This window comes from Georgenia sp. (genome assembly GCF_054605595.1).
The window spans coordinates 1-14,085 of record NZ_JBTSDU010000080.1 but is presented as its reverse complement, the minus strand read 5'-3'; the positions used below and the strand labels follow the sequence as shown (position 1 = coordinate 14,085).

Here is a 14,085-nt window from a genome sequence, read left to right as displayed (position 1 = left end):
GCCGGGGCCCCGTAGGAGCGATTCGCTCCCGCGGGGCCCTGTTCGGTTGGCGGTGCGGCCTGACCTAAGTGGCGGTGCGGCCTGGCCTACCTGGCCGGTGCGGCCTGGCCTACCGGGCCGCTGCGGCTGGCCGCCCGGCCTGTCGGGCGGTGGACCGAGACCGCGCGCGTCATCGGCGCGGAGACCTTCTCCCCCTCGTCACCGGGTCGCCGGTCGCCGGTCGCCGGTTGCCGGTCGCCTGGGCCCCGGCCCGCCTGCTCGACCGACTGCGGGCTGCAGCAGCGGCGTCATCGTCGCCGGCTGCTCCCGGGCCTGGACCCCGGCCCGCCCGCTCGACCGACTGCGGGTGCGGAGACGATCGGCGACTACGCCGGCACCGCCGCCTCCGAGAGCGCCGTGTCCTGAACGGCGGCGAACCGCTCGACGAACGCCCGCAGCAGCCGGTGCGAGGCCGACACGTCCGCGCCCGAGATGCGCCGGACGACGGCGTCGGCCGCGGCCTCGGGGAAGTAGCCCGCGCCGCGGTAGACCTCGATGCGGGTGACCAGTGCGTCGCGGTCCATCTCCGGGTGGAACTGGGTGACGTACTGGTTGTGACCGAGCCGATAGGCCTGGACGGGGCACGCGGCCGACGTCGCCAGGACGGTCGCGCCGCGGGGGAGCACCGTGCACGCCTCCTTGTGGCCGACGTACGCCTCGAATGTGGCGGGCAGGTCGCCCAGCAACGGGTCAGCGGCGCCGTCGGGCGTGATGGTGATCTCGACGGCGGCGGTCTCCTCGGCGTAGGTGCCGTCCACCACCCCGCCGGCGACCGCACCCAGCGCGCCGACGCCGTAGCACAGCCCGAGGAACGGGAAGTCGCGGCGGTGGACCTCGGCCAGCACCTCGGCGAGCTGCGCCTCGACCTGGAGCTGGGTGGCGCTCTTCTGCGACTCCGGGGTCGACATGGTGAACGGGCTGCCGGCGAGGAAGACGCCGGAGAGGTCGTCGAGGTCGAGCTCGAACGGGCCCGCCTCCGTCCGTACCCGGCGCAGCTGCTCCGTCCGCAGGCCGGTGAAGCGCAGGAAGCTCGCGTACTCCTCGTCGGCGGCCACGCGCTCGCCACGCGAGGCGAGCAGGGCGAACGGCTTGGACATGGGGCGAGCGAACCAGAGGTGCCCGGTGGCGGCCCGTGGCGTCCGGTCAGGGGAACGGGGGGTGCCTGGCGTGTCAGATGGTGAGACCGGCAGGCGGGCTGATTGTGCGGCTCGTCGAGGCGTGTGTGCGGATGTGTCAGACGTGCCGGATCCGTCGGATGTGCCGGATGCGCCATGCGCCCGGATCCGGACCGGGGGCGAGCTCGGCGACGTCGTCGCCACCCTCCCACCCGAATGGATGTGCCGTGTGCCCGGATCCGGACCGAGTGCCACGATGGGATCGTGGCAGGTCCAGTCGCATTCGTGCTCGGCGGCGGCGGTGTCCGCGGCGCCGTCGAGGTGGGGATGGTGCGGGCGCTCCTCGAGGTGGGAATCCGCCCCGAGCTCGTGGTCGGCACGTCCATCGGCGCGATCAACGGCGCGATCCTGGCCGCCGACCCGTCTCACGACGCCCTGACCCGGCTCGAGGAGGCCTGGACCTCTCCCGCCGCCCGCGCCGTCTACGGGCACAGCGTCCCGCGCCAGGTCGTGCGGATGCTCCGCACCCGCACCCACTTCGTCTCGCCCGAGCCGCTGCGTTCCCTCCTCGTCCAGGCGCTGGGTGCCGACGCCACCTTCGAGGGCCTGAGCGTGCCGCTGTGGGTCGTCGCGGCGAGCATCGAGCGGGCCGCCGAGCACTGGTTCGGGAGCGGCCCGCTGATCGACGCCGTGCTGGCCTCCGCCTCACCGCCCGGCGTTCTCCCACCGGTCCTGATCGGCGGCGAGCACTTCATCGACGGCGGCATCGTCAACTCCATCCCCATCGAGGCCGCCGTCCAGGCCGGCGCGAAGATCGTCTACGTGCTCCAGGTGGGGCGCGTCGAGGAGTCCCTCACGGTGCCGCGGCAGCCGGTGGCCACCGCCAAGGTGGCCTTCGAGATCGCCCGCCGGCACCGGTTCGCCCACGACGTCGCGCACCTGCCCGACGACGTCACGCTCCACGTCCTGCCCAGCGGTGGCGTCGCGCCCGGTGACGACCGGCTGAGCTCCCTCCGAAAACTCGGCGGTACCACCGGCCGGATGGAACGAGCCCACGCCGCCACGCTGGACTACCTCGCCGGGCACGACCTCTCCGGACCGGGTGGCTGATGCGGCTCCCCCCACGCTGGGCGCGCCGAGTCCTCGTCGGCCCCGCCGTCGTCCTTGGTGCCGTACTGCTCTTGACCTCCCTGCCCCTGTGGCTGGTGATCGGCACCGCGGCCACGGCCTTCATACCGGGCATCCTGCGAATCCCGCGCCTGTTGTGGCTGGCGACCTTCTACCTGCTGTGGGACTCCGCCGCCCTCGTGTGCCTCTTCGGCCTGTGGGTCGGCTCCGGCTTCGGCCGGAACATCCACACCGCGACGTTCCAACACGCCCACTACCGGCTGGCCGCAGCGCTCCTGGACGTGCTGTCCCGGCACATGTGCTGGGTGCTGCGCCTGCGGGTCGAGATCGAGGGGGCGAGCGTGCGCAGCGCGATGCCGGGCGTCCCGATCATCGTGGCGAGCCGGCACGGCGGGCCGGGGGACTCGTTCCTCCTGCTGGACGCCTTGTTCAACCGGTACGACCGCGAGCCGCGCGTGGTCCTGAAGGACACTCTCCAGTGGGACCCGGCGATCGACGTCGTGCTGAACCGCCTGCCCAACCGGTTCATCGCCCCGTCGCCGTCCCAACGCGCGGGGCGGCTGCGGTCGCGGAAGCCGCAGCCCCGGCTGACCGACCGGGTGGGCGGGCTGGCCAAGGGCCTCGACGTGAACGACGCGTTCGTGATCTTCCCCGAGGGTGGGCAGTTCTCCGCACGTCGTCGTCTGCGGCACATCGAACGGCTGCAGAAGGACGGGCACCACGCGATGGCTGAGCGGGCGGCGGCCATGCGTCATGTGATGGCGCCCCGCCCTGGCGGGATGCTCGCCGCGCTCGACGCGGCACCGGATGCCGGTGTCATCTTCATCGCGCACACCGGGCTCGACCGGTTGCTCACGGTGACCGACATCTGGCGCGAGTTGCCGATGGACAAGCGCATCGTCATGCACGGCTGGGGGGTGCGCCCCCAGGAGATCCCGGTGGGTCGGGACGCTCGGATCGACTGGCTGTACGACTGGTGGGAACGCATCGACCGGTGGATCGAGGAGAACCGCGGGCCCGACCCGGCCGCGGTGTCCAAGCGCTGACCAGCGGGCCATCCCCCGAGCCCGCCCGCCCGGTATGCATAACCGAACGATCGACCCACGTTCCACCTCCCATCAGTCGTATTTGTATACAAACTGACGTGGAGTGGGTACGGTGAGCCCGTGCGAGCCAGCGACCGTGCCTACACCGTCCTGCGGGAGGAGATCGTCTCCTTCCGTCTGGAGCCGGGCACGGAGCTCGGTGAGGCGGAGCAGGCGGAGCGGCTCGGCCTCTCCCGTACGCCGCTGCGCGAGGCCCTCGCCCGGCTCGCCGCCGAGGGGCTCACCGTCCCCGGCCGGGGACGCACCCTTGTGGTGTCCCACCTCGCCGCGGACGACGTCCGGCACCTGTTCGAGCTCCGCCAGGCGCTCGAGACGCAGGCGGCCGCGCTCGCGTCCCGCCGCGGCGATCCCGCCGTCTTCCGCACGCTCGCGGACCGCTTCGCGGCCGCCGGGGACCTGATCGACGGCGACCACGGCGCCTACTACCGCCTCGTGGGCGAGCTCGACACCGCGATCGACGAGGCGATGGGCAGCCCGTACCTGCGCCGCGCGCTCGCCAACCTGCGGGCGCACGTGGCCCGGGCGCGCCGCCTGGCCCACGACAACCCCGACCGCCTGGCACGGTCCGCGCTCGAGCATCGCACCATCGCCGAGGCGATCGCGCAGGGAGACGGTGTGCTCGCCGCGCACGCCACCGCCGTCCACCTGCACGCCAGCCTGACGCACATCCTCCAGTGCCTCGCAGACGCAGACGCAGACGCAGAAGCAGACGCAGACGCAGACGCCGAAGCCGGCGGCGGTTCCGGCGCGGACACCAACGCCACCGCCACCGGCGCCACCACCAGCACGGGCACCGTCCGGACCGTCCTCGAAGGAGCCACGCCATGACCGCCGACGCCCCCACCACCACGGCCACCGCCCGGACCGTCCTCGAAGGAGCCACGCCATGACCGCCGACGCCCCCACCATCACCCACCACGTCCGGGTGCACCCCAGCGCGGACCGGCTCGCGCGGGAGGACCAGCTCGCCTGGAAGATCGTCGAGGTCGCCGCCGACCCGGTCGCCGTCGACGACGATGTCACCGAGATGGTGATCAACCGTGTCATCGACAACGCCGCGGTGGCGACCGCCTCGCTGCTGCGCGGCCCCGCCGTCGCCGCCCGTGCGCAGGCGCTGGCCCACCCCTACGCCCCGGGCGCAACGGTCTTCGGCGTACCCCGAACCGCCCGGGTCAGCCCGGAGTGGGCCGCGTGGGCCAACGGGGTCGCGGTGCGCGAGCTCGACTACCACGACACGTTCCTCGCGGCGGAGTACTCCCACCCGGGTGACAACATCCCGCCGATCCTGGCCGTCGCCCAGCACCTTGCCGCACGGCGGGGCCTCACCGGCGCCGACGTCGTCCGTGCCATCGCGACCGGCTACGAGATCCAGGTCGACCTGGTGCGGGCGATCAGCCTGCACCGGCACAAGATCGACCACGTCGCGCACCTGGGACCGTCGGCCGCGGCCGGCATCGGCACGTTGCTCGCCCTGCCTCCCGAGGTGATCTTCCACGCCATCGGCCAGGCGCTGCACACCACCACCGCGACCCGGCAGTCCCGCAAGGGCGAGATCTCGACGTGGAAGGCGTACGCGCCGGCCTTCGCCGGGAAGGTCGCCGTCGAGGCCGTGGACCGCGCCATGCGCGGGCAGACCTCGCCCACCCCGATCTACGAGGGCGAGGACGGCGTCATCGCCTGGCTCCTCGACGGCCCGGACGCCGCCTACGACGTGCGCCTGCCGGCACCCGGTGCCGCCAAGCGGGCGATCCTGGACACCTACACCAAGGAGCACTCCGCGGAGTACCAGTCACAAGCGCTCATCGACCTCGCCCGCCGGCTCCACCGCGAGCACCCCGAGCTCGCCGACCCGGACGGCGTCGCCGGCATCGTCATCCACACGAGCCACCACACCCACTTCGTCATCGGCTCCGGCGCGGGCGACCCGCAGAAGTACGACCCCACCGCCTCCCGTGAGACGCTCGACCACTCGATCCCGTACATCTTCGCCGTCGCCCTGCAGGACGGCGCCTGGCACCACGTCGACTCCTACGCCCCCGAGCGGGCCGCCCGCCCCGACACGGTGGCGCTGTGGCGCAAGATCACCACCGCCGAGGACCCGGAGTGGACCCGGAGGTACCACGCGGAAGACCCGGCGGAGAAGGCGTTCGGTGGCCGCGTGGAGATCACCCTGGCCGACGGCGCACGCATCGTCGCGGAGATCGCCGTCGCCGACGCCCACCCCCTGGGTGCCCGGCCCTTCGCCCGCGAGCAGTACGAGGCGAAGTTCCGCACGCTCGCCGACGGCGTCCTCGAGGCGGGCGAGATCGAGCGTTTCCTCGACGCCGCCCGCCACCTGCCCGAGCTCACGGCAGACGAGCTCGGGGAGCTGACCGTGACCGCCCCGGCCGACCGGATCGCCTCCGTCACCGCCCCCGAAGGGATCTTCTGATGCTCTACGCCACCACCTCGGCCGCGGACAAGCGCGCCGCCCTGCGCGCCCGCCTCGCCACCGGCGAGCTCCTGCGCTTCCCCGGCGCGTTCAACCCCCTCAGCGCCAAGCTCATCCAGAACAAGGGCTTCGACGGCGTCTACATCTCCGGCGCGGTGCTCTCGGCCGACCTCGGCCTGCCCGACATCGGCCTGACCACGCTCACCGAGGTCGCCGGACGCAGCGGGCAGGTCGCCCGGATGACCGACCTGCCCGCCCTCGTCGACGCCGACACCGGCTTCGGCGAGCCGATGAACGTGGCCCGCACCGTCCAGGAGCTCGAGGACGCCGGCGTGGCCGGGCTGCACATCGAGGACCAGGTCAACCCCAAACGGTGCGGCCACCTGGACGGCAAGCAGGTCGTCGACGCCGACGTCGCGATCAAGCGCATCCGGGCCGCCGTCGACGCCCGGCGCGACCCGAACCTGCTCGTCATGGCCCGCACCGACATCCGCGGCGTCGACGGCCTCCCGGCCGCCATCGACCGGGCCCGCCGGCTCGTCGACGCCGGGGCGGACGCGATCTTCCCCGAGGCGATGGCGGACCTGGCAGAGTTCGAGGCGGTGCGGGCCGCCGTCGACGTACCCGTCCTGGCCAACATGACGGAGTTCGGCAAGTCCGAGCTCTTCACCACCACCCAGCTCGGGTCCGCGGGCATCAGTATCGTCATCTACCCGGTCTCGCTGCTGCGGATCGCGATGGGCGCCGCGGAGCGGGCCCTGGACACCCTCAACGAGCAGGGCACCCTCGCCCCGCTCCTGGACCAGATGCAGCACCGCGCCGACCTCTACGAGCTCCTCGACTACCCCGCCTACAACACCTTCGACACCTCCTTGTACAACTTCCACCTCTGACGTCAGCGCTGCACCGACCGCAAGGGAGCGATCATGACCCCGACCCAGACCGAGATCCGCAAGGGCCTCGTGGGCGTCGTCGCCGACACGACAGCCATCTCCAAGGTCAACCCCGACACGAACTCGTTGCTCTACCGGGGCTACCCCGTCCAGGAGCTCGCCGCCCGGTGCACCTTCGAGGAGGTCGCCTACCTCCTGTGGCACGGCGAGCTGCCCACCCCCGCCCAGCTCACCGCGCTGGAGGACGCCGGCCGGGGCCAGCGGGCCCTCGACGACACCGTCCGTGCCGTCGTCGACCTCACGCCCACCACCGCCCATCCGATGGACGTGCTGCGCACCGCCGTCTCCGTGATCGGGGCGGTCGACCCGACGACGGTGGACGCCTCCCCGGCGGCCGGCCTCGCCAAGTCCACCCGGCTGCTCGCCCAGCTCCCCGCGGTCATCGCCTACGACCAGCGCCGCCGCCGCGGCCAGGCGCCGGTGCCCGCCCGCGAGGACCTCGGCTACGAGGAGAACTTCCTCCACATGACCTTCGGGGAGGTGCCCGACCCGGTCGTGGTCGACGCGTTCCGTGTCTCCCTCATCCTCTACGCCGAGCACTCCTTCAACGCCTCCACGTTCACCGCGCGCGTCATCACCTCCACGCTGGCGGACCTGTACTCCGCCGTCGTCGGTGCCATCGGGGCGCTCAAGGGGCCGCTGCACGGCGGTGCGAACGAGGCCGTGATGCACGTCTTCGAGGAGATCGGTACCGCCGACCGTGCCGACGCGTGGCTGGAGCGGGCGCTCGCCGAGAAGCGCAAGGTCATGGGGTTCGGGCACCGCGTGTACAAGCACGGCGACTCCCGCGTGCCCACCATGAAGGCCGCCCTCGACACGCTCGTGGCGCACCACGACCGGCCCGACCTCGCCGCCCTGTACGACGCCCTCGAGCGGGGCATGCGCGAGCGCACGGACATCCAGCCGAACCTGGACTACCCCTCCGGACCGGCCTACCACCTGATGGGTTTCGACACGGGGACCTTCACGCCGCTGTTCGTCGCCGCCCGGATCGTCGGGTGGACCGCGCACATCATGGAGCAGCTCGCCGACAACGCCCTCATCCGCCCGCTCAGCGCATATTCCGGCCCGGCCGAGCGACACCTGGCCTGAGCCGCCGAGCGGCAGCCGGCCCGGGCCCGGGGCTGCACCTGGCCTGAGACCGAGGCGCTCGGGCCGGACGAGCAGCGCCATACCGCGACCAGCGAGGGGATGATCGCCGGCCGAGCCTACGAACCAGTACGTCGCGCTCACGGTTCGGATGCGATTGACACGCATGTCACTAATGGTCACCATGTCGATGTGGGGGCCGCGAGTCGCCGCCGTCTCGGGCCTGAGGTCCGACGTCAGGAACTGATGGCTGCGTTGGCGGCTGAACTGGCCGAGACCGACTGGTATGGGATCACCGCGCCCATGGTCGTGCGTCGAGCGGACGCTTCGCGGGGGCTGTTCTACTGCTACGTCAGCGATCTGGATGAGGCGTTCAGCGCGCTCGTTGATGAGCGAGTGGTGCCCCGTCCGGCTCAGGCAGCGGAACGATTCCGTCTCGACGTGGACACGCCCGAAGCGGTCGAGGCCATACTGGCGAGCCGGTATGAGGGGTCTGGCCAGGTTCGTGGTCGCTGGGCCGGAACTGGTCAAGGCGGCGCTCTTGGCCGCGCCGTCTGGATTGGGGGCGGCAGCGGACTACTGCCCGACAGCCCCTCGAAGACGTGCGGGCGCGGAGCCACGTGCTGCTCGAGGACGGGACCGGGACCGGGACCGGGACCTATCGTGAGGTCGATGCGGCGCTGGTCTCGCGCATGGTCGTGGGGATGGCCCTGGGGTGCGCGTCTCCCGGGTTGGGGGATGCCGACCCCGCATGTTGGGAGAGAGATGGCGCGCTGTGCGGCCTTCGGCCTGCTGTGCCGCGACGACAGGGAACAGGAGTAACAGTGACAAGAGAACACCGTGCCGCCCACGCGAGTGCCAAGGACGCGGTGGGCCAGAACGATGCCGCCCGACCATCGGGTCAGGTGCTGTCCGCGGCGGGGGTATGGAAGGCGTATCGCCGGGGTTGGTGGCCACGACGTCAGACATTGCCGGTGCTGAGAGGTGCTGGCCTAGAGCTGCTCCCCGGTGAGGTCGTCGGGCTCGTCGGGGAGAACGGGTCGGGCAAGAGCACGCTGATGAAGGTGCTCGTGGGCGACCTGACCGCCGACGCAGGCACCGTGGATCGGACCCCGAGCTTCGGGTACTGCCCGCAGACGCCGGTGCTCTATGAGCGGCTGAGCGTTGATGAACATCTCGACCTCTTCGGCGCCGCCTACGGGTTGGGAGTGGGTGAGCTGGCCCAGTCACGTGAGCAGCTCTACGAGGATCTCGACTTCGCGCGCTTCGCTAAGGCTCGGGTAGAGGAACTCTCGGGCGGGACGAGAGCGAAACTGAACTTGGCGCTGGCGATGCTGCATGATCCGGCGTTGTTGTTCCTGGATGAGCCCTATGCGGGGTTCGACTGGGACACCTACCAGCGGTTCTGGGAACTCACCGCGCAGCGACGCGACGCCGGGGCCAGCTTGTTGATCATCAGCCACTTCATCGCCGACGAGGAGCGCTTCGACCGAATCTATGACCTCATCGACGGTCGAACGGTGCTGCGATGACCGCGGCCCTGGCCCTGAGCGGACGCTGGATGGTCGAGTACTGGCGGCGCCCGCTCAACGTGGTGCTGCTGGTGGTCGTTCCGGTGGTCTTCGTGACGCTGTCGGCCGGCGCGTTGGGAGACTTCGCCAACATTCTGGGTGGCGCGGCCGACCTGGGAGACGTGGAGGCGGCCACCGCCGCATGGGCCGCCGCAGTGCTGGCCGGAGTGGCGGGGTTCTTCCACGTCTCGCAGTCCCGCGACGCCGATCGCAGGCTAGCCGTCGCGGGAGCCGGTGCCGGCGCAGTGGTGGCCTCGAGGCTCGTCTCGACACTGGTGCTGGCGACCGTGGCGTCCGCCGGGGCGTTGGTGGCGTTGGCCGTGCGCACCGACGTGGCCGGAACCGGAAGGGTGATCGGGGCGACGGCGTTGGCCGCAGTGATCTACGCGGGGTTCGGGGTGTTGGTGGGGGCGTTGGTGCACTCGGAGTTGAACGGGTCGCTGATCGTGGTGTTCGCCTGGATATTCGATGTGTTCTTCGGACCCGCCATGGGTGGCGTGGCGCCGGTGCTACGGCTGCTTCCCCTCCATTTCCCCACGTCGGTCGTGACCGACGTGGCGTCCGGTCATGGCGCGACCGTGGGCGACCTGGGGTGGTCGCTGTTGTGGGCTACGGGCAGTGTCGCGGTGGCGGCGGTGGCGCTGACGGCCACGACGCGCCCTCACAAACAGGCAACCCGGGTCACCAGCCCTGCACGCCGCCGCATCACCGCCGGGCTCGGCGCGGCGAGTCGCCAGCTCCGCCGGATGCCGGTGATGTGGGTCCTCATCGTGGGGCTGCCGGTCGCGTTCATCTCGACCTCGATCGCGGTCACCCCGGATGACCCCACGCCGGTCGAACTCGTCGAGAGAGGTCGACGTGGGCTCTCGATCATCTCGATGGCCGACGTACACGGAGCGATCATGGTCCCCATCACGATCGGGTTCCTGGCCTCGCTCGCGGGGCTGTTCGTCATCTTGGACTCCGCCCAGGCAGATCGACGACTCTCTTTGACCGATTACCGACCGGGGGAGATCCTGGGCGTGCGGATGGCGGTCATCGCGGTGGCGGCCTTGGTGGCGACGGCGGCCACGATCGCGGTCACCGCACTGAGTTTCGATGCCGCGAGTTGGCCCCTGTTCATCGGAGCGAACGTCCTGGTCGCACTCACCTACGCAACGATCGGAGTCATCGTCGGCCCGGTATTCGGTCGCCTCGGGGGCCTCTACGTCCTGCTGGTGGTTCCCTTCATCGACATCGGCTTGGCTCAGAACGCCATGTTCGATGCAGCGCCGCCTCCCTGGGCCAAGTTCATGCCCGCCCACGGCGCCGTCAGAGTGATGATGGATGGGGCGTTCACCTCGGGCTTCGACGAGACCGGCGGCTTGCTGTTGGCGCTCGGGTGGCTCCTCGGGCTCACCGCGACAGCCGTGGTGGTGTTCCGCCGGGTCACGGTGAGGTGACTGCCGAGGCTGCCATCCGGGATCGCGGCTGGACTCTGAGCTTGCGTCTAGACCTGTGAGTGACGCTGGGCCCTGGTGTCGTCGAGGATGAGTTCGGTGGCCTGGGCGGCGACCTCGCGCATGTGTGCGATCAGGGCGCGGAACTCGCGGTCGTTGTCGATCCACTGCTGGTAGAGCTCGGCCTCGCGCGGGCTGCGGAGCCGGCCCCGCCATCAAGAAGGCCGCATAGCCAGGTTGAACGCAAACTGGGCCCGAGAGCTGCCCGCGCCACGGCCGCGGGCGGGCCGGCCTCACGGCCGAGTCCCATCTGAGCCCATGGTCGCCCCCGCCGCCCCGCGGACTCCCTATCGTAGGCCGTGACGCAAGTCACGATAACGTCATCTGCGTCCCACGAGTGAGTGCCTTGAGGAGGCCGAGAGATGCCGAAGTACGTGTACCGGTTCAGCGAGGGTGGCAAGGACCAGAAGGACCTGCTCGGCGGCAAGGGTGCGAACCTGGCGGAGATGACCAAGCTGGGGCTGCCGGTGCCGCCGGGGTTCACGATCACCACCGAGGCGTGCCGCGCCTACATGCGCGACGGGACCGTGCCCCCCGAGCTACGGGTCGAGGTCACCATGGCCGTCCGTGAGATCGAGGACGCGCTCGGTCGCCAGCTCGGCGACTTCCACGACCCGCTGCTCGTCTCCGTCCGCTCCGGGGCGAAGTTCTCCATGCCCGGCATGATGGAGACGGTCCTGAACGTCGGCCTCAACGACGCCTCCGTCAAGGGCCTGGCGGTGTCCTCGGGCGACGAGCGTTTCGCGTGGGACTCCTACCGTCGCCTCATCCAGATGTTCGGCAAGACCGTCCTCGACATCGACGGCGACCTCTTCGCCCACGCCCTGGAGGACAAGAAGACGGAGGTCGGTGCGGCGTCGGACGTCGACCTGACCGCAGGCGACCTCCAGGACCTGGTAGCCACGTACAAGAGCATCGTCCGGGACCGGACCGGGCGGTCCTTCCCCCAGCACCCGCGTGAGCAGCTCGACCTGGCGATCGAGGCGGTGTTCGGGTCGTGGAACACCGACCGGGCGCGGCTGTACCGGCGCCGCGAGCGCATCCCCAACGACCTGGGCACCGCAGTCAACGTCGTGACCATGGTCTTCGGCAACCTCGGCGAGACCTCGGGCACCGGCGTCGCGTTCACCCGCGACCCGTCCACCGGGCACTCCGGCGTCTACGGCGACTACCTCTCCAACGCCCAGGGCGAGGACGTCGTCGCCGGTATCCGCAACACCCTCTCCCTGGCGGAGCTGGAGGATCTCGACCCCACGTCCTACACCGAGCTCCGCCAGGCCATGCGGCGCCTGGAGACGCACTACCGGGATCTGTGCGACATCGAGTTCACCATCGAGCGCGGCAAGCTGTGGATGCTGCAGACCCGGGTGGGCAAGCGCACCGCGGGCGCCGCCTTCCGCATCGCCACCCAGCTCGTCGACGAGAACCTCATCACGATGGACGAGGCGATCTCCCGCGTCACCGGCGGCCAGTTGACCCAGCTGCTGTTCCCGCAGTTCGACGCCGACGCCGAGCGGGTGCTGCTGACCCGCGCGATGGCCGCCTCGCCCGGCGCCGCGGTGGGCGAGATCGTCCTGGACAACGCCCAGGCCGTCGAGCGTTCCACGGCGGGGGCGAAGGTGATCCTGGTGCGCCGGGAGACGAACCCGGACGACCTGCAGGGCATGATCGCCGCCGACGGCGTGCTCACCTCCCGCGGCGGCAAGACGTCCCACGCGGCGGTCGTGGCCCGCGGCATGGGAACCACCGCCGTGGTCGGGGCCGAGGCGGTCGACGTCGACGTCGCCGCCCAGGAGGTCCGGGTCGACGGGCGTGTCCTGCACCCCGGGGACGTCATCGCCCTCGACGGGACGACGGGCGAGGTCTTCCTCGGTGACGTCCCGGTGGTCGACTCCCCGGTGATGCTCTACATCTCCTCGGGCCTGGACGCCGGGCTCGCCGCGTGCGAGGACGACGCGATGCGCGAGCTGATCCTCGCCGTCGACCGCATCATGACCCACGCGGACACCGTCCGCCGGATGCGGGTGCGTGCCAACGCCGACAACGCCGATGACGCCCGTCGGGCGCGCGAGCGGGGCGCGGAGGGCATCGGCCTGTGCCGCACCGAGCACCAGTTCCTCGGCCCGCGACGCGAGTACATCGAGCACATCGTCCTCGCGAGCACGGACGAGGAGCGCAAGACCGCCCTCGACGCCCTCCTGCCGCTGCAGCGCCAGGACTTCCTCGAACTCCTCGACGCGATGGACGGCCTCCCGACCACCATCCGCCTCATCGACCCGCCGCTGCACGAGTTCCTGCCGGACCTGACCGACCTCTCGGTCAAGGTCGCCCTCGCCGAGGCGGCGGGCAAGCCGGACCCGCGGGACGTGAAGCTGCTGTCCGCGGTGCGCCGCATGCACGAGCAGAACCCCATGCTGGGCCTGCGCGGGGTGCGGCTCGGGCTGAAGGTGCCGGGCCTGTTCGGCCTGCAGATCCGCGCGATCGCCGAGGCCACCGTCGAGCTGCGGACGGCCGGCAAGGACCCGCAGCCGGAGATCATGGTCCCGCTCATCGGCTCGGTCCGTGAGCTCCAGATCGTCCGCGAGGAGGCCGAGGACATTCTCGCCGAGGTCGGGCGGGCGGCCGGCACCCAACTGGCGCTGCCGATCGGCTGCATGATCGAGCTGCCCCGGGCGGCCCTGACCGCGCACCGCATCGCGGAGGAGGCGGACTTCTTCTCCTTCGGCACCAACGACCTCACCCAGACGACGTGGGGCTTCTCGCGCGACGACGTCGAGGGCGCGTTCTTCGCCGACTACCTCGAGAACGGCGTGCTCACCATCTCCCCGTTCGAGACGCTCGACGCCGACGGCGTCGGTGCGCTCGTCGTCGCCGGCGTCACCGGCGGCCGCGCGACCGACCCGCACCTGCACATGGGCGTGTGCGGCGAGCACGGCGGCGACCCGGAGTCCATCCACTTCTTCCACAACGCCGGGCTCGACTACGTCTCCTGCTCCCCGTTCCGGGTGCCGATCGCCCGCCTCGAGGCCGGGCGTGCCGCCGTCATGGCCGGGGAGGACGCCACGGCCTGAGCGTGGGGCCGACGTCCGCACCGTGGAGGCTCCGCCGGTCTGCCGGTCGGTTCCGCACCGGGACCGCCGGTCGGTTCCGCACC

The 14,085-nt window shown here is 71.3% G+C and carries 10 protein-coding genes; 9 read left to right on the top strand and 1 reads right to left on the bottom strand.

Going from position 1 to position 14,085, the window contains the following annotated elements:
- Positions 1-365 precede the first annotated feature (365 nt).
- The gene (locus tag ACYC1Z_RS10120) at positions 366-1,136 is read right to left on the bottom strand and encodes a glutamine amidotransferase (RefSeq protein WP_461409398.1); all 771 of its coding nucleotides are present in this window, start codon (positions 1,134-1,136) and stop codon (positions 366-368) included.
- 234 nt (positions 1,137-1,370) lie between these two features.
- Between ACYC1Z_RS10120 and ACYC1Z_RS10115 the strand changes: the two genes are divergently transcribed.
- The 9 genes from ACYC1Z_RS10115 (at position 1,371) to ppdK (ending at position 14,002) form a co-directional block, all read left to right on the top strand.
- Complete coding sequence (locus tag ACYC1Z_RS10115; protein WP_461409397.1) at positions 1,371-2,264, top strand: patatin-like phospholipase family protein; 894 nt, start codon at positions 1,371-1,373, stop codon at positions 2,262-2,264.
- Positions 2,264-3,328: a 1-acyl-sn-glycerol-3-phosphate acyltransferase gene (locus ACYC1Z_RS10110; RefSeq protein ID WP_461409396.1), complete on the top strand. Its 1,065-nt coding sequence runs from the start codon at positions 2,264-2,266 to the stop codon at positions 3,326-3,328. The genes ACYC1Z_RS10115 and ACYC1Z_RS10110 overlap by 1 nt, the downstream gene beginning before the upstream one ends.
- 120 nt (positions 3,329-3,448) lie before the next feature.
- On the top strand, positions 3,449-4,216 hold the full coding sequence (locus tag ACYC1Z_RS10105) for a GntR family transcriptional regulator (RefSeq protein ID WP_461409395.1): 768 nt from the start codon (positions 3,449-3,451) through the stop codon (positions 4,214-4,216).
- Positions 4,217-4,274: 58 nt separating this feature from the next.
- Complete coding sequence (locus ACYC1Z_RS10100; RefSeq protein ID WP_461409394.1) at positions 4,275-5,819, top strand: MmgE/PrpD family protein; 1,545 nt, start codon at positions 4,275-4,277, stop codon at positions 5,817-5,819.
- Positions 5,819-6,712: a methylisocitrate lyase gene (gene prpB / locus ACYC1Z_RS10095; protein WP_461409393.1), complete on the top strand. Its 894-nt coding sequence runs from the start codon at positions 5,819-5,821 to the stop codon at positions 6,710-6,712. Before ACYC1Z_RS10100 ends, prpB begins: the two co-directional genes overlap by 1 nt.
- A 33-nt stretch (positions 6,713-6,745) precedes the next feature.
- Entirely contained in the window at positions 6,746-7,864 is a 1,119-nt protein-coding gene (locus tag ACYC1Z_RS10090; protein ID WP_461409392.1) for a bifunctional 2-methylcitrate synthase/citrate synthase, read from the top strand.
- Between the two features lie 866 nt (positions 7,865-8,730).
- On the top strand, positions 8,731-9,393 hold the full coding sequence (locus tag ACYC1Z_RS10085; protein ID WP_461409391.1) for an ATP-binding cassette domain-containing protein: 663 nt from the start codon (positions 8,731-8,733) through the stop codon (positions 9,391-9,393).
- Positions 9,394-9,752: 359 nt separating this feature from the next.
- A complete protein-coding gene (locus tag ACYC1Z_RS10080; protein WP_461409390.1) occupies positions 9,753-10,874 on the top strand; it encodes an ABC transporter permease in 1,122 nt (373 codons plus the stop codon).
- Between the two features lie 419 nt (positions 10,875-11,293).
- Complete coding sequence (ppdK, locus tag ACYC1Z_RS10075) at positions 11,294-14,002, top strand: pyruvate, phosphate dikinase (protein ID WP_461409389.1); 2,709 nt, start codon at positions 11,294-11,296, stop codon at positions 14,000-14,002.
- The last annotated feature ends 83 nt before the right edge of the window (positions 14,003-14,085 follow it).